Origin of the sequence: Actinophytocola sp. (assembly GCF_036555685.1) — a bacterium.
Classification (GTDB): Bacteria; Actinomycetota; Actinomycetes; order Mycobacteriales; family Pseudonocardiaceae; genus Actinophytocola.
Window position 1 is genome coordinate 33,790 of sequence record NZ_DATBKY010000054.1, and the last position, 15,200, is coordinate 48,989.

The following is a 15,200-nucleotide window of genomic DNA, read 5'->3' on the forward strand; positions in this document are numbered from 1 at the left end:
CCTGCCGGATCAACGGTGAAGTAGCGGTGGGGTCAGCGGCCGGTGATGTGCTGGGCGACGAACCCCGCCTGCTGCACGCTGTTCACGCCCGCGGCGGGCCGGTTGGCGTTCGGCGGGGTCTGCTGCTCGGGCTCGTTTGCACCGCCGGCCGTGGTCGCCAGGGCGAGTGCGCCGAGCACGAGGCCGGACACGACGACGCCGGCACCCTGCGCGGCGCGACGTCCGGGCCTGCGGCCGAGGACCGCGCGCCCCTCACCGAGTTTGGCGGACGAGCCGAGAGGCGCGCTGGACCCAAAAGGGGCCGACGCCGCCGGCATCTGATCGGGCTTCTGCACGACGACCAGCTGGCCGTCGTCGGTCATCGCGAGACCGTCGGGCGTCGAGGGGACGTCGACCTGCTGGGGAATGGCGCGCAGCGTGGCAAGCAATGCCGCCGGCACGACCGGCGCGTCGGCAGCCTGGACCGCGGAAGCGGCCTGGCGCTGAGCGATGACGTCCGCGAGGCACTGCGAGCACCTGGCCATGTGTGCGGCGGCCCGGTCGTGCGCCGTCGGCGAGAGCTCGCCATCGACGAACGCGACCACCGCATCCGGCAGAAGATGCTGTTCGGACAGACCCCAACCGCGCTCGTCGGTCACGACCTACCCTCCGATACCAGTTCCCGGCGCCGCTCCAGCGATGCGCGCAGAGCCTGCCGCCCTCGGTGGATCCTGCTTCGAACAGTACCCAACTTCACGCCCAGGGTTGCGCCGATCTCCTCGTACGACAGGCCTTCGACGTCACACAACACCACGGCGGCCCGGAACTCGGGCGGCAGCTCGTCCAACGCCTCCTGCAGGTCGGGGTCGAGATGAGTCTCCGCGTAGACCTGCTCGGGGCTCGGGTCGTCGCCCGCGAGGCGATCGGTGTCCTCGGGAAGCCCTTCCATGCGCAGCCGCGAGCGGCGGCGCGCCATGTCCAGGAAAAGGTTCGTGGTGATGCGGTGCAGCCAACCCTCGAACGTGCCCGGCTTGTAGTTGGACAAGGACCGGAACACGCGGATGAAGGTCTCCTGGGTGAGGTCCTCGGCGTCGTGCGCGTTGCCGGTCAGCCGGTACGCGAGCCGGTAGACGCGGTCGGCGTGCTCCCGCACGACCTCGTCCCACGACGGCGGGGTCCAGTTGGACTGCTCGTCGAGCTGCACTGGCTGCGCCTCGGCCACGGCCGTTGCGGTCGGGTGCGTGTGCATCGAGCGGGTAGCCACCTCCCCGGGGCTGTCTGCCCCATCGCTCTGCTCAACGTCGAAGTCCGTCATCGTGTTCCCACCCTCGGCATCCCTGTGTCGGATCACCACCGATTACCCCCTGTCCACAGCACTCCACATGGATAATCGGTCACCCGGGTGTGAACGTAGTGAGAGCTGCCTGAGAGCCTCCTGAGAAACGAACGCGTCTTCGCGGTCGCCGCGTTCACCGATTCCTCTCGGACAACGCTAATCTCACACTCCGTGGCATCCGATACGCCGACGATCGACTCGGACGCGCTCAACGCGTACGTCGAGGGTTACCTCACCGAGGACGACACGCTCGCCTCGGCGCGCGCCCGCGGCGTCGAGCTGGGCTGCCCGCCGATCTCCGCCGGTGGCGGCGCCGCGCTGCGGTTCCTGGCCACCGCGCTGCAGGCGAAGGCGGTCGTGGAGATCGGCACCGGCGCCGGCGTGAGCGGGCTGTACCTACTTCGCGGCATGGCCTCCGAGGGCGTCCTGACTTCCATCGACGTGGAGCCCGAACACCAGAACGCGGCCAAGCGGGCGTTCACCGACGCGGGCATGGGTCCCGGCCGTACGCGGTTGATCATGGGCCGGGCGCTGGACGTGCTGCCCCGGCTCACCGAGGAGGCCTACGACCTGCTGTTCGTCGACGCGGCGAAGCCGGAGTACCCGACCTACCACGAGCAAGGCGTGCGGTTGCTGCGCCCGGGTGGGGTGATCGCGTTCGACAGCGTCCTGTGGTCCGGCCGGGTCGCCAACCCGGCCCGGCGGGATGCCGAGACAGTGGCCCTGCGCGAGGTCGCGCGAGCAGTGCGGGAGGACGACCGGTTGGTTCCGGTGCTGCTGCCGCTGGGCGACGGCCTGCTGGTCGCCGCGAAGGCGCACTGACCGGGCTCAGCAGGGCGTTAGCTGTCCGCCGACGCGACGAACCCGCCCACGGCCAGCCCGGCCGCGAGACCCAGCACGACCACGGCCCAGCCCCCGCCGGTGATGTGCGACTCGCCCGTCCACCAACCCCACAGCGCGGCCGTGACCACGGCGAACGGCGCGAACGCCACTAGGCCGGCGATGATCCCGGCGCCCAGCCGCAGGTTGCCGAAGCGCTTGTGTCCCGTCTCCTGGCCGACCTGGCTCATCTGCCACATCGAGCGGTACGGGTCGGACTGCTGCGGCGGCGGCACCGGCTGCTGGGGCACCTGCTGGTACGGCTGCTGATACGGCTGCTCCGGCGGCTGTCCGGGGTCCATGTGACGACGGTAAACGCCCGAACCTCGCCAGGGTGGGCGAAACCGGTTACTCCACCCGTTCGCCCTTGCCGAGCACGACCACGCCACCAGGGCTCACCGTGTGCCGCTCGCGGTCCGCGCCGAGGTCGACGCCGATCTGGGCACCGTCGGCGACCGTGACGTTCTTGTCGAGGATCGCGCGGCGCACGACCGCGCCCTTGCCGATCCGGACACCCGGCAGGAGCACGCTGCCCTCGACGGACGCGCCGTCCTCGATCTGGACGTCCGAGCTGATCACCGACTCACGCACGGACGCGCCGGAGATGATCGAGCCCGGGCCGACCATCGACTCGACCGCCGAGCCGGAGTTCACGAACTTCGCCGGCGGCAGCGGCGGCGTCGCCGTGCGGATCGGCCAGCGCTGGTTGTACAGGTTGAACACCGGGTGCACGGAGACGAGGTCCTGGTGGGAGTCGTAGTAGGCGTCGAGCGTCCCGACGTCGCGCCAGTAGCCGCGGTCCCGCTCGGTCGCGCCGGGCACCTCGTTGTCGTCGAAGTCGTAGACCATCGCGCTGTCGTTGCCGACCAGCATCGGGATGATGTCGCCGCCCATGTCGTGCATCGACTCGGGGTTGGCCGCGTCCGCACGCAGCGCCTCGAGCAGCACGTCGGTGCGGAACACGTAGTTGCCCATCGACGCGAAGGTGACTTCCGGGTCGTCGGGCACGTGCGGCGGCTCGGCCGGCTTTTCGAGGAACCGCGTGATCCGGCCCTGGGCGTCGGTGTCGATGCAGCCGAACGCCTTGGCCTCGGTGCGTGGCACCCGGATACCGGCCACGGTCACGCCCGCACCGGAGTCCACGTGCTGGGCGACCATCTGCGACGGGTCCATCCGGTACACGTGGTCCGCGCCGAACACGACGATCTGGTCGGGCCGCTCGTCGTACACGAGGTTCAGCGACTGGAAGATCGCGTCCGCGCTGCCGGTGTACCACCGCGGGCCGAGTCGCTGCTGCGCCGGCACCGGGGTGATGTACTGGCCGAGCACGCTGGACAGCCGCCAGGTCGTGGAGATGTGCCGGTCCAGCGAGTGGGACTTGTACTGGGTCAGCACGCACAGCCGGTGGTAGCCGCCGTTCACGAGGTTCGACAGCACGAAGTCGATGAGGCGGTAGTTGCCGCCGAACGGGACCGCCGGTTTCGCCCGGTCCGCCGTCAGCGGCCAGAGTCGTTTCCCCTCACCACCGGCGAGGACGATGGCAAGCACGTGCGGCTGGCCGTTCACGAGCCGACCCTAACCGCGGGACGGCATACGCGGCTACCTTGGCCAAATGCACGTTGGCTTGCTGACCCGTGAATGGCCGCCCGAGGTCTACGGCGGTGCGGGGGTGCACGTCGAGTTCCTCGTGCCACGACTGCGCGAGCTCATCGACGTCGACGTGCACTGCTTCGGGGCGCCGCGCGGCACCGAGGGCGTGCACTCGCACAACCCCGCACCCGGCCTCGACCACGCGAACCAGGCACTGCGCACGCTGTCGGCCGACCTGTCGATCACGGCCGCCGTCGACGGCCTCGATCTGGTCCACTCGCACACCTGGTACGCGAACCTGGCCGGACACCTGGCCAAGATCCTCTACGGCATCCCGCACGTCATCACCGCGCACTCGCTCGAGCCGCGCCGGCCGTGGAAGGCCGAGCAGCTCGGCGGTGGCTACCGGCTCTCTTCGTGGGTGGAGAAGACCTGCTACGAGGCGGCCGACGCGATCATCGCGGTCAGCTCCGGCATGCGCGACGACGTCCTCGACTGCTACCCCACGCTCGACCCGGAGCGGGTGAAGGTGGTGCGCAACGGAATCGACGCGACGGCGTACCACCCGGTGACCGAGGACGACGCGCTGCTGCACTACGGCGTCGATCCGGACCGGCCGATCGTGGTGTTCGTCGGGCGGATCACGCGGCAGAAGGGGGTCGGACACCTGATCGCCGCGGCGCACCAGATGGACCCGGCCGCGCAGCTGGTGCTGTGCGCGGGCGCGCCGGACACTCCCGAGATCGCCGAGGAGACCACGGCCGCGGTGTCCGAGCTGGCCTCCGCCCGACCGGGGGTGATCTGGCTCCAGAAGATGCTGCAGCCGGCCGAGGTCCGCCAGCTGCTGAGCCACGCCACGGTGTTCGTCTGCCCGTCGGTCTACGAGCCGCTGGGCATCGTCAACCTCGAGGCCATGGCGTGCGGGACCGCGGTGGTCGCGTCGGATGTCGGGGGCATCCCCGAGGTGGTCGACGACGGACGGACGGGGTTGCTCGTGCACTACGACCCGGACGACGAGGCGGTCTTCCGCGCCGGGCTCGCGGAGGCCGTCAACAGCGTGCTCTCCGATCCCGAGCGGGCGCGCCGGATGGGCGCGGCCGGCCGGGAGCGCGCGGAGACGGAGTTCTCATGGGCGATCGCGGCCGAGCGGACCGTCGAGGTGTACCGCTCGGTCCTACCCTGAGATACCACCGGATGATCTCCGGCCTAAATCGGGGATCTTCCTGAGAGCGGGTTCAGCAATCTGCGGCTAGCTTGGCGTCGTGGCGACATCATTGCTGGTCAGAGGTCCGGTACGCGTCCGGTTGGCACGGTTCACCGTGGCATCCGTGATCGCGACCGGGATCAGCCAGCTGGTGCTGCTGACCGTCTACTGGGCCGGCCTTTCCGACGCGGCCGCGGCCAGCACGCTCGCCTTCCTCGTCGGCTCGGTGCCGCACTTCCTGATGGTCCGCTACTGGGCCTGGCGCGACACCGATCCCGGCCGTCTGCGCCACCAGCTGACGACGTACTTCACGGTCACGCTGGTCGGCGGCATCACGTCGATCGCGCTCACCACGCTCGCCGAGGTCTTACTCCTGCCGCTCGTCGGCGGCCAGGGCTGGCGGGCGGTAATGCTGACGCTGACCTACCTCGCCGCGAGCGGGCCGGTGTTCCTGGCCAAGTTCACGCTGTTCGACCGCGCCTTCGCGGGCCGGGCTCAGCGTGCGTACGACGCCACGAGCTCGACCAAGGTCCGCGCCGCGAACCCGGTCGCGCCGGTGGTGACCTCGTCGTAGGTCCGGTCCGAGCGGGCCGGGCCGGCGATGTCCATGTGCGCCCAGGGCAGGCCTTCGGTGAACTCGCGCAGGAACATCGCCGCGGCGATGCCGCCCGGTCCGGGCGGGCACTGCCGCACGTCGGCGATGTCGCTGCGCACGGACTCGGCGAACTCGTCCCGCACCGAGCCGGAGTCGGTCGACAACGGCATGCGCCACCAGTTCTCGCCCGCACGTTCGCCCGCGTCGAGCACGCGAGCCGCGACGTCGTCGTCGCTCGCGAACAACCCGCCGGTGCGCAGGCCGAGCGAGATCTTCATCGCGCCGGTCAGCGTGGCCACGTCGACCAACAGGTCCGGCGACAGGTTGCGGACGGCGAAGGCCAGCGCGTCGGCCATGACCATCCGGCCCTCGGCGTCGGTGTTGGTCACCTCGGTCGTGCGGCCGCCGTAGTGCCGGACGACGTCGCCGGGACGGTAGGCGGACCCGGACATGTGGTTCTCCGCGCACGGCACGAGGGCGGTCAGCCGCACGTCCAGCCCGAGCCGGCCGATGGCTTCGACGGCGGCGATCACCGCGGCGCCACCGGCCATGTCGGTGCGCATGAGGTGCATGCCGTCGGCGGGCTTCACCGAGATGCCGCCGGTGTCGAACGTGATCCCCTTGCCGACGAGCACGACGTGTGGGGCGCGGCGCCTGCCACTGGTGAGCTGGACCAACCGCGGCGGACGCGTTGAACCGCCACCGACGGCGAGCACGCCGCCGAACCCGTGCTGTGCGAGCCAGTGGTGGTCCCGCACGGTCGCGTCGACGCCAGGGGCCCGGCCGGCGGTGCGAGTCGCCATCCGCGCGAGCCAGGCCGGGTCCTTGACGTTCGACGGCGTGTTGGCGAGGTCCCGCGCAAGCCCGGTCGCGGCGGCCATGACCGCCGCCCGGTTCGCCACCGCCTCGACCTCGGCCTTGGCCTCAGCGACGACGAGCCGGACCGTGCGTGCCCGCGGCTTGCCGGGCTCACCGGTCACAGCGAAGGTGTAGCCGCCCAGACGTAGACCCCGTACCAGCTCGGCGACCTGGTCCTCATCGGCGTCCGGCGGCAGCTCCACCTGTAGATGCCGCTCCGCGGCCGGGCCCCCGTCCTCGAGCCGGCCGTTGTGTGCTCTGATCAGCGCCGCTCCCGCGGCGCGCCACTGGTCGGGCTCGCCGTCCCCGATCCCGGCGACCCAGCGCACGGCCGAGCCCACCGGGCCGGGCTGGACCTCCCCGACCTTGCCGGTGAGCGCGACCGTCGCCATCCACTCATCGGACAGCTCCCCGGCTCGCGTGACCGGCGTCGGCACCGGATCCCCGGAGCGGCACAACACCGCGAGCGGGGCGGCCCGGCGTGCAGCGGTGCTCACCTCGACCTCGGGAAGTGCCGTCGGCAAAGCGGGTACCGACATGGCTAGGTCCTCCAGACTCGACGAAGCGCTACCCGGCGGCTCTCACGACGCCCTCCACTCTGGACAGCGTCAGCCGGCCGCGGCCTTCAACGCGTCACCGAGGGCGCTTGCCTCTTCCGCCGACATCTCGACGACGAGGCGTCCGCCACCCTCGAGCGGGACGCGCATCACGATGCCCCTACCCTCCTTGGTCACCTCGAGGGGACCGTCACCGGTCCGGGGCTTCATGGCCGCCATAGCGTGCTCCCTCCGTCATAGCCTGCCGACTCCGGCCGGGCCGACCGGGCCGAAGCCGGTGACATTCTCCCCTATGGCATCTCGGCGGTGAAATCGAACCGATCAACTGCGTGTCGATGACCGGCCGTTATGCGACGGAACCCACTGGCGCCGGCCGGTGCGGGGCTGGGACACTCGAACATCGTGCGAGCCAGGTCCGCGCTGTTCGACGTGTACGGCAGCTACCTCCGAGCGCGAGGTGGCTCGGCCGCGATCGCCGCGTTGGTGCGCCTGCTCGAACCGCTGGGCTTCGAGGCACCCGCCATCCGGACGGCCGTGTCCAGAATGGTGCGTCAGGACTGGCTGCGCCCGGTGCGGCTCGCGGACGGCCCCGGATACGCGCTGACCAGGCGCGCCGAACGCCGGCTCGACGAGGCCGCGATGCGGATCTACCGCACCAATCCCTCCACTTGGGATGGTCGCTGGCAGGTCCTCGTACTCGAGGAACTGCCGACCCGCAGCGCGCGCGAGCGGCTCGACTCGTCGCTGCGGCTGCTGGGCTACGGCCCGCTCGGACCGACGACGTGGGTCACGCCGCGGCCGTCGGCCGAACTCGACGAGACCCTCGAAGCGGAGGGCCTGGCCGGCCGGTCGTTCCACGGCGAGCACGACGGCGACGACGCCGAACTCGCTGCGCGGGCGTGGGACCTTGAGTCGCTCGGCGCCGACTATGCCGATTTCGTGACCGAGTGGCTACCGGTGGTTTCCGCTGTGGACGGCTCGGTGCCGGCCGAGGCATTCGCCGCGTCGCAGCGGCTGCTGCACGCGTGGCGCAAGTTCCTGTTCCGCGATCCCGGCCTGCCGGAGTCGCTGCTGCCCGTGGACTGGCCGGGCACCGAGGCAGCGCGGTTCTTCGACCGGGAGACCGCGCGGCTCGCGCCGGCGGCGGAGGCCTTCCTCTCCGACTGTCTCAACCGAGGTACGCGCACGAAGTCGAGCGCCTGATCATCTGGAGGTAGCACGTCTTGGCAGCACTGCTGGTCGACGACCGTGACGGGGTCCGCACGCTGACTCTGAACCGGCCGGAGGCGTACAACTCGCTGACCGTAGAGCTCAAGGAGCTGCTGCTGGCCGCGCTGATCGAGGCGGCCGCGGCGCCGGAGGTCCGGGCGGTGGTGCTGACCGGGGCGGGAAAGGCGTTCTGCGCCGGGCAGGACCTGAAGGAGCACGTGGCCGCGCTGCGGTCCGACGATCCCGCCCCGTTCCGGACGGTGGCCGAGCACTACAACCCGATCGTGCGAGCCCTGACCGGCATGCCGAAGCCGGTGATCGCCGCGGTCAACGGCACGGCGGCGGGCGCGGGAGCGTCGTTCGCGTACGCCTGCGACCTGCGCATTGCCGGCGAGTCGACCAAGTTCCTGATGGCCTTCGCGACGATCGGCCTCACCGCGGACTCCGGCGCGTCGTGGACCCTGCCGCGCTTGATCGGCTACGGCCGCGCGATGGAGATGATGCTGCTGGCGAAGCCGGTCACGGCCGAGCGCGCGCTGGAGCTGGGCATGGTCACCCAGGTCGTGCCGGACGCCGACGTACTTTCGACGGCAGTGGATCTCGCCGCCCGCATGGCCGCGGGCCCGACCACCGGCTACGCCAAGATCAAGGAAGCCCTGCTGACAGGGGCGGGCGCGGACCTGGAAACGGCCCTGGAGACGGAAGGTGCGGGCCAGACGATCTTGGGCGCAACAGCCGACCACCGCGAGGCAGTGGACGCCTTCGTGGAAAAACGAACCCCGATATTCCTGGGCCGCTGACCCGGTTATCCACAACGCCCCGACTTATCCACAGCAACCCGCCGACGCCTCCTTTTGTCAGGGCCCCCCGGTAGGCTGACGGTCACGAGGGGTGCCCCCGGAGAGGGTGGGGGTTTTCGGTACTTGAGTTCTGCACGCGCGCGTGCGCGTGGGAGCTTTTGTTGTTCCTGGCTTGAGTTGTGCACAGTGCGCTGGTTTGGGTGCGGGAATTGTCGGCGGAGCTCGGTACGCTGGATTTCGGGGGCCGGGGGCCACGGGCGGTCCGCCCGCCGAGCTACCGAGGTTGGCTGAAAGGCAACGCGACTTCCTGAGGATGCGCTATGCGCGATGGCTGCCGAGGTGAACCCGTGGGAAACATGGCGACTTCGGTGCTGGGGTAACGCACGTCGCGGCCATCGAGATTGGGACCCGCGAGGAAGGCCGGAACCTCTTCAGGTCGGCGCTACGCGCGAGTCGGGCGAACACGGCGGCTTCTTGAACTGGCGGAGGAACGAGTCGACTCCTTCAGGCGGGTGGCCAGGCGCCGAGAAATCTCAGTGAAGCGCCGGACTATTTCGTTTCCGGCTTTTCCACCGACGCCAACGCTTTTTCGATGCGTTCGCGGGCGCCGGCCAGGTGGCGGTCGCAGATGCGTGCGAGTTCCTCGCCCCGTTCCCACAGCGCCAGGGAGTCCTCCAGGGACAGCCCGCCGGTTTCCAGCTTCGCCACCACCTCCGCCAGTTGGTCGCGTGCCTGCTCGTAGTCCAGCTCTTCCGTCACTGGGCGGGGGTCTCCAATCGGCTGTGGGAGTTCACCAGTACGGCGGCCACGGCCTGGTCGTAGCCGACGAACGCCTCGGCGAACTCGGCGCCGTCGCGTTCGTCGACCGCTTCCTCTATGCGGACGAGCTCGCCGGTCACGCGCTCGCGATGCTGCGAACCGCGGCCGAACCACCAGCGGGTGCCGGCATAGTCGAGCGTCGCCTCGGTCAGTTCGCGTAGGCGGGCCGGGAGGTCGCGCCTGCCGGGGGCATCGCAACCGGCGCAGAGGGCCGCCCAGCACTCGGCCGCGGCGGCGTCCGCCAGGTGGGCGCGGGCGCGGACCTGTTCCGCCGACGCCCGCAGTGCCGGCATGTCCGTCGTCGCGCGGGCCAGCGCGTACGTCGCGTTGATGGTCATCGGCAGGAAGGTCGGCTCACGTTCCAGTCTCGGCACCGCTACCTCCAGTCGCGCTCGTCACCCCGGACACGGTCGCGTGCACCGAACCGTCCGAGACACGCACCCGGAGCCGGGTCCCCTCCGACGCCTCTTCGGTCGAGCGGAGCACCCGCGGGGTTCCGTCCTGGTCCACCCGCTGTACAACCGCATACCCGCGGGCAAGCGTGGCTGCTGGCCCCAACGTCGTCAAGCGGGCGCGGGTGTGGTCGAGGGCGGATCGTTCCGTTGCCACGCGGCTTGCCACCGCCCGGCGGGCTCGGTCCACAAGCGAGCTGACCTGCGCACCTCGCTGCTCGAGCGGTGTCAGCGGGTCGCTCAGGACCGGCCGGCTGCACAGAGCGTCGAGAAGGCGGCGCTCACGATCCACCCAGCCGTGGAGCGCGCGGCGTGCCCGATCGCGCAGCTGGTTCACCCGAGTGGACTCCTCCGCGATGTCGGGCACCACCCGCTTGCCCGCGTCGGTCGGCGTCGAGCAGCGCACGTCGGCCACATGATCGAGCAGCGGCGTGTCCTGCTCGTGGCCGATCGCGGACAGCACCGGCGTACGACAGTCGGCGACGGCACGCAGCAACGTCTCGTCGTTGAACGGCAGCAGGTCCTCCACGCTGCCGCCGCCGCGGGCGATCACGATCACCTCGACGTTCCCGTCTCTATCCAAAGCGGACAGCGCGTCGACGATCTGCGGGACGGCGAGTGCGCCCTGTACGGCGACGTTCTCCACCCGGAACCGGACCGCCGGCCACCGCGCGCGGGCGTTGGTCAGCACGTCCTTCTCCGCCGCCGACGCGCGGCCGGTGATCAGGCCGATGGTGTTCGGCAGGAACGGCGGCCGCCGCTTGCGCCGCGGGTCGAACAGGCCTTCCGCGGCGAGGAGCTTGCGCAGCCGCTCGATGCGGGCGAGCAGCTCGCCGATGCCGACCGCGCGGATCTCGTCGGCCCGCAGGCTCAGCGTGCCGCGGCCGATGAAGAACGCCGGCCGCGCGTGCAGGATCACGCGGGTGCCGTCGGTCAGCGGCTGCTCGCGCAGCAGCGCGGTCGTGCACGTGACGGTCATCGACACGTCGGCCGCGGGATCGCGCAGCGTGAGGAACGCTGTGCCGGTGCCGGGCCGGTTCGAGATCTGCGTGACCTGGCCCTCGACCCAGATGTCACCGAGCCGGTTGATCCAGTCCGCGATCTTGCGCGCCACCGTCCGTACCGGCCACGGCCGCTCGGGCGTGGTGCTCGGCTCACTCACTGCTGATCGCGCACCGTGGCTATCCGGCGGGTCAGCATGCCGACGAACGACGGCCGGTTGGCGTTCGCGCGCTCGTACTCCAGCAACTCCGTGAGTTCGGTCACGGAGAACCGGCGCAGGCGCGCGCGCAGCTGGGGCAGAGACAGGTCGTCGTAGCTCTCGGCCTCGGCGACGGACTCCGTGGCGGACTCCGTGGCGTGGACCTGCGACTCCTCCGCGAGCGCGCGCTCCTCGGCACCCCACGGATCCTCGGAACGGAAGCCGTTGTTGCTGGTCAGGTCCGCTTCGGCGGCCTGCTCGCCGACCCGGTCGAACGCGGACGGCTTGCTGAAGTCGTACCGGTCACCATCCTGCTCGAGATCCTCGTCGAAGGTCGCCCACTCCGGCGTCTCCTCGACCGGGCGCAACGAGGAGAGCACCTCGTCGCCGCGAATGGCCAGCTCGGTGACCTGTTGCTGCACGCGCATCGAGACCTGTAATGCCTGGCTCGCGACGGTCACGGGCAGGCCGGCGAGCTTGGCGGGCAGGGTGCGCGCTTGCTCCACGGCGGTGACGGCGAGCCCGGCCGCGACACGTACCGGAAGCGGGAGTGACTTCATGGTGCCTAGCCTGCCGCAGACCGGGCGATCTGCCTACTGACGAGTCCGGTACGTACGCTGGATGCCATGACCAAGCGAGTTCTGCTGGCCAAACCCCGTGGCTACTGCGCGGGCGTGGACCGTGCCGTGGTGACCGTCGAGAAGGCGCTGGAGACCTACGGCCCGCCGGTGTACGTGCGCAAGGAGATCGTCCACAACCGGCACGTCGTCGAGACGCTGACCGAACGCGGCGCGATCTTCGTCGACGAGGCCGACGAGGTGCCTGAGGGTGCGCTCGTGGTCTTCTCCGCGCACGGCGTGGCGCCCGCGGTGCACGACCAGGCGGCGGCGCGTCAGCTGCGCACGATCGACGCGACCTGCCCGCTGGTCACGAAGGTGCATCAGGAGGCCAAGCGGTTCGCACGCGACGACTACGACATCCTGCTGATCGGCCACGAAGGACACGAGGAGGTCGAAGGCACCTCCGGCGAGGCGCCTACGCACATCCAGCTGGTGGACAGTCCCGAGGACGTCGACCGCGTCACCGTGCGCGATCCGGCCAAGGTGGTCTGGCTGTCGCAGACCACGCTGTCGGTCGACGAGACGATGGAGCGCGTCGACCAGCTGCGCTCGCGGTTCCCCGAGCTCCAGGACCCGCCGTCGGACGACATCTGCTACGCGACGCAGAACCGGCAGGTCGCGGTGAAGGCCATGGCGTCCGAGTGTGACCTGGTGCTCGTCGTCGGCTCGCGCAACTCGTCGAACTCCAAGCGGCTCGTCGAGGTGGCGCTGCAGGCGGGCGCCTCGGCGGCATACCTCGTCGACTACGCGCGCGAGGTCGACCCCGCCTGGCTCGACGGCGTGTCGACGGTCGGCGTGACCAGCGGCGCCTCGGTGCCGGACGTGCTCGTGATGGAGCTCCTGGCGTGGCTCGCCGAGCGCGGCTGGGCCGACGTGCACGAAGTGACCACCGCGAACGAGAAGGTGGCGTTCGCCCTACCCCGCGAGCTGCGGAAGGCTCTCAAGGAAAGCGTTCGCTGACGCGGTTTACCGGAACGGGTCCTGGTCGCGGCGCGGCTTGCGCGTGCCGCGGTCACCGGGATCGCGACGGGACCGGTCGTCCTTGCGCGGGCGCTCCGACGACGTGTCGCGGCGCCGCGCCGGCGGGTCCGCGTCCCGGGAGCGACCCCGGGCCGCGCGAGACGCGCGGTCGGCACCGCGCGAGTCGCTCGACCGGTCCGGGCGACGGCCGTATCCGCGGCCGTCTGGACGATCCGAGTCGGGGTCGGGGCGGCCGCGGCCGCCCCGGTCGGACCTGCCTCGGCCCACGTCGGGTTCTCCCCGGCGACCGCTTCGGCGCGGCTCGTCCTCACGCTCGCGGCGGCCGGCAGCCCCGCGGGTGCCACGACGCTCGCCGGGATCGCCACGACGTTCACCGGGATCACCACGGCGCTCACGCCGGGCCGCATCGGCACCGCGACGCGACTCGCCACGTGACTCCCCACGCGCATCGGGCCGGCGCCTGGGCCGGTCCTCCGGCGCGTCGAAGTCGAGGCCACCCGGGTCCTCGCGACGGGCACGTCCGCCTGCCGCACGACGCTCCTCGCGGCCCGGCCGCGGCCCCAGGTCGGGGTCGCGCTCGCGCCACATGCGGAACAGCCCGATAGCCACGGTGGCTCCGGTGGTGCCGGCCATCGTCGGGAAGTTGCTGGTCAGCGGCAACGCCACGGAGAAGATCAGCGACTTCAACCCGCCGCCACCGGTGTCCGGCGCCAGCAGGACGACCGCGGCGACCGCGGTGACCGCGAAGACCAGTGGCGGCTGGACCATCGGACCGAACAGGCTGCTCCGGCGCACCAGGCAGATCGCCGCCAGGCAGCCGACGATGTACGCCCCCTGGTACACGCGCCCCAGCGAATCCTGGCGCTGCATGTCGAAGGCCGCGGCAATAGCCGCCAAGCCGAAGGCGAGCAGAACGGCACCCCACCATGGCAGTCCACGAGACTTGCCGAAGATGGAGCGTTCGTCCCACGCCGGCTCGGCGTCTTCTTCAGGATCGCTCCGGCGATCGCGGGTCGCGGTCACGAGAGCACACGTTAGTAGGTCGGAGGACACCGACGTTCACCGTTCTGGAAACGCCGCCGCCGACTACACCCCGAGATGTGAACCGGAACACAACCCGCCTACTGTCCGCTGCCAAGGACTCGACACGGGATCTATTGAGTTGTCAGAGGTCGGCGGTTCGCTGACACCTCCTCTTCGGACATATCGCCCACCCGCATTGGATGTGATCATCACGCGGTGTATGCGCTTTATTCGGCAAAATCTTTCGCTTTAGCGCAGCCCTTCGGCCCGGCATCCACCACCGGTTCGCCCAGCCCCTTCCCGCCGGCCGGCCCACGCCGACCGGAGGGGCGGCGCGTCGTGCGGCGGCCCGGTCGTCCGACCAATCGGCTCAGAACGGCACCTCCGGCTCCATGGGCTCGACCGGGTCCCGCACGGCGCCGTTGATCACGACCTCCTCGGATCGGCGTACCGCGGCGAGCGGCGTCGGCACGGCGGCCGCGTCGGTCAGCGGGCCGACGGCGGTCGCGAACTGGGTGAGCGCGTCCAGCTCGCGACGGCGCGCCTGCAGGAACCGCTGCAGGTGCGTGCTCGATACGTTGACCGCGTCGATCGCGCCCTCGGCCGCCCGGTGCGCGGCGGCCGCGTGCCCGCGCACCGCCTCGATGTCCTCGACCAGCACGCGCTCGCTCGCCGCGAGCATCGCCGCCGACGCGATCACCGCGAAGCCGGTCGGGCCGCACACGAACACGCGACGGTCGAGCAGCCACCGAAGCAGGTCCGGGTCGGCGTCCATGGCGGCCACGACCGCGGCGTCCGACGGGACGAACATGACCGTCCCGTAGATCGCGTCGGCCCAGCGCTGGTAGCCCTTGCCGGCGAGCTCCGCGGCGCGCGAGCGGATGTTGCGGACGTGCACGCGCAGCGCGTCCAGCCGCTCCTCGGCGTCCTCGGTCTCGACCGCCTCGATCCAGCAGGCGATCGACATCTTCGCGTCGACCGGCACGCGCCGGCCGTCGCCGACGAGCAGCAGCATGTCCGGGCGCACCGAACCACCGCCGCCGACGTCGGTCTGCACGGTGAAGTGCAGACCCTCCCGCAGCCCGAGCGAGCGCGCC

18 protein-coding genes are annotated in these 15,200 nt (G+C 70.9%); 6 read left to right on the forward strand and 12 right to left on the reverse strand.

Annotated elements, in window-relative coordinates; genetic code table 11:
- Positions 1-32 precede the first annotated feature (32 nt).
- Positions 33-638, reverse strand: a complete 606-nt coding sequence (locus VH969_RS06115; RefSeq protein WP_331971687.1) for a zf-HC2 domain-containing protein — start codon at positions 636-638, stop codon at positions 33-35.
- Positions 635-1,228 (reverse strand): RNA polymerase sigma factor SigE, encoded by a 594-nt coding sequence (gene sigE / locus VH969_RS06120; RefSeq protein WP_331971740.1) that lies wholly within the window; start codon positions 1,226-1,228, stop codon positions 635-637. Before sigE ends, VH969_RS06115 begins: the two co-directional genes overlap by 4 nt.
- Before the next feature lie 258 nt (positions 1,229-1,486).
- Here sigE and VH969_RS06125 point away from each other — a divergent pair, with 258 nt between their 5' ends.
- Complete coding sequence (locus tag VH969_RS06125) at positions 1,487-2,137, forward strand: O-methyltransferase (protein ID WP_331971690.1); 651 nt, start codon at positions 1,487-1,489, stop codon at positions 2,135-2,137.
- 17 nt (positions 2,138-2,154) lie between these two features.
- On the opposite strand, the gene VH969_RS06130 is transcribed toward VH969_RS06125, so the two are convergent.
- Together VH969_RS06130 and glgC are read right to left on the reverse strand one after the other, a co-directional pair.
- Entirely contained in the window at positions 2,155-2,496 is a 342-nt protein-coding gene (locus VH969_RS06130) for a hypothetical protein (protein WP_331971693.1), read from the reverse strand.
- A 46-nt stretch (positions 2,497-2,542) separates the two neighbouring features.
- Positions 2,543-3,760, reverse strand: coding sequence for a glucose-1-phosphate adenylyltransferase (glgC, locus tag VH969_RS06135; RefSeq protein ID WP_331971696.1), 1,218 nt, complete (start codon positions 3,758-3,760; stop codon positions 2,543-2,545).
- Between the two features lie 46 nt (positions 3,761-3,806).
- On the opposite strand from glgC, the gene glgA reads away from it, so the two are divergent.
- Complete coding sequence (gene glgA / locus VH969_RS06140) at positions 3,807-4,967, forward strand: glycogen synthase (protein ID WP_331971699.1); 1,161 nt, start codon at positions 3,807-3,809, stop codon at positions 4,965-4,967.
- 136 nt (positions 4,968-5,103) lie between these two features.
- The gene (locus tag VH969_RS06145; RefSeq protein ID WP_331971743.1) at positions 5,104-5,562 is read left to right on the forward strand and encodes a GtrA family protein; all 459 of its coding nucleotides are present in this window, start codon (positions 5,104-5,106) and stop codon (positions 5,560-5,562) included.
- Here VH969_RS06145 and VH969_RS06150 read toward each other — a convergent pair.
- Positions 5,484-6,980 (reverse strand): leucyl aminopeptidase family protein, encoded by a 1,497-nt coding sequence (locus tag VH969_RS06150; RefSeq protein ID WP_331971702.1) that lies wholly within the window; start codon positions 6,978-6,980, stop codon positions 5,484-5,486. The two genes, VH969_RS06145 and VH969_RS06150, sit on opposite strands and share 79 nt — an antisense overlap.
- A gap of 69 nt (positions 6,981-7,049) precedes the next feature.
- A complete protein-coding gene (locus tag VH969_RS06155; RefSeq protein ID WP_075127418.1) occupies positions 7,050-7,217 on the reverse strand; it encodes a DUF3117 domain-containing protein in 168 nt (55 codons plus the stop codon).
- A gap of 183 nt (positions 7,218-7,400) precedes the next feature.
- On the opposite strand from VH969_RS06155, the gene VH969_RS06160 reads away from it, so the two are divergent.
- Both VH969_RS06160 and VH969_RS06165 read left to right on the forward strand, forming a co-directional pair.
- On the forward strand, positions 7,401-8,201 hold the full coding sequence (locus tag VH969_RS06160) for a PaaX family transcriptional regulator (protein WP_331971710.1): 801 nt from the start codon (positions 7,401-7,403) through the stop codon (positions 8,199-8,201).
- 20 nt (positions 8,202-8,221) lie between these two features.
- A complete protein-coding gene (locus VH969_RS06165) occupies positions 8,222-9,007 on the forward strand; it encodes an enoyl-CoA hydratase-related protein (RefSeq protein WP_331971713.1) in 786 nt (261 codons plus the stop codon).
- Positions 9,008-9,556: 549 nt separating this feature from the next.
- Here the strand turns inward: VH969_RS06165 and VH969_RS06170 are convergent.
- The 4 genes from VH969_RS06170 to VH969_RS06185 are packed head-to-tail and all read right to left on the reverse strand — an operon-like array spanning position 9,557 to position 12,039.
- Positions 9,557-9,766, reverse strand: a complete 210-nt coding sequence (locus VH969_RS06170) for an exodeoxyribonuclease VII small subunit (protein WP_331971716.1) — start codon at positions 9,764-9,766, stop codon at positions 9,557-9,559.
- Positions 9,763-10,164, reverse strand: coding sequence for a sugar ABC transporter substrate-binding protein (locus tag VH969_RS06175; protein ID WP_331971719.1), 402 nt, complete (start codon positions 10,162-10,164; stop codon positions 9,763-9,765). Before VH969_RS06175 ends, VH969_RS06170 begins: the two co-directional genes overlap by 4 nt.
- A 16-nt stretch (positions 10,165-10,180) precedes the next feature.
- Positions 10,181-11,440, reverse strand: a complete 1,260-nt coding sequence (xseA, locus tag VH969_RS06180) for an exodeoxyribonuclease VII large subunit (protein ID WP_331971722.1) — start codon at positions 11,438-11,440, stop codon at positions 10,181-10,183.
- Positions 11,437-12,039 carry a lipid droplet-associated protein gene (locus tag VH969_RS06185; protein WP_331971724.1) on the reverse strand — a complete coding sequence of 201 codons (603 nt, stop codon included), beginning with the start codon at positions 12,037-12,039 and terminating at the stop codon, positions 11,437-11,439. The genes xseA and VH969_RS06185 overlap by 4 nt, the downstream gene beginning before the upstream one ends.
- Positions 12,040-12,105: 66 nt before the next feature.
- On the opposite strand from VH969_RS06185, the gene VH969_RS06190 reads away from it, so the two are divergent.
- Complete coding sequence (locus VH969_RS06190) at positions 12,106-13,059, forward strand: 4-hydroxy-3-methylbut-2-enyl diphosphate reductase (protein WP_331971727.1); 954 nt, start codon at positions 12,106-12,108, stop codon at positions 13,057-13,059.
- A gap of 6 nt (positions 13,060-13,065) precedes the next feature.
- Here the strand turns inward: VH969_RS06190 and VH969_RS06195 are convergent, their stop codons facing one another.
- Both VH969_RS06195 and rmuC read right to left on the reverse strand, forming a co-directional pair.
- Positions 13,066-14,103, reverse strand: coding sequence for a DUF6542 domain-containing protein (locus VH969_RS06195; RefSeq protein ID WP_331971730.1), 1,038 nt, complete (start codon positions 14,101-14,103; stop codon positions 13,066-13,068).
- Between the two features lie 370 nt (positions 14,104-14,473).
- A partial coding sequence (gene rmuC / locus VH969_RS06200) for a DNA recombination protein RmuC (RefSeq protein ID WP_331971733.1) occupies positions 14,474-15,200 on the reverse strand: 727 nt, incomplete at its 5' end.

Bases quoted from the DNA above. Each gene is read 5' to 3' on its own strand.
- VH969_RS06190 (WP_331971727.1), top strand. From the start codon at position 12,106: ATGACCAAGCGAGTTCTGCTGGCCAAACCCCGTGGCTACTGCGCGGGC.
- sigE (WP_331971740.1), bottom strand. From the start codon at position 1,228: ATGCACACGCACCCGACCGCAACGGCCGTGGCCGAGGCGCAGCCAGTG.
- VH969_RS06175 (WP_331971719.1), bottom strand. From the start codon at position 10,164: ATGACCATCAACGCGACGTACGCGCTGGCCCGCGCGACGACGGACATG.
- glgA (WP_331971699.1), top strand. From the start codon at position 3,807: ATGCACGTTGGCTTGCTGACCCGTGAATGGCCGCCCGAGGTCTACGGC.
- VH969_RS06130 (WP_331971693.1), bottom strand. From the start codon at position 2,496: ATGGACCCCGGACAGCCGCCGGAGCAGCCGTATCAGCAGCCGTACCAG.
- VH969_RS06155 (WP_075127418.1), bottom strand. From the start codon at position 7,217: ATGGCGGCCATGAAGCCCCGGACCGGTGACGGTCCCCTCGAGGTGACC.
- VH969_RS06185 (WP_331971724.1), bottom strand. From the start codon at position 12,039: ATGAAGTCACTCCCGCTTCCGGTACGTGTCGCGGCCGGGCTCGCCGTC.
- VH969_RS06150 (WP_331971702.1), bottom strand. From the start codon at position 6,980: ATGTCGGTACCCGCTTTGCCGACGGCACTTCCCGAGGTCGAGGTGAGC.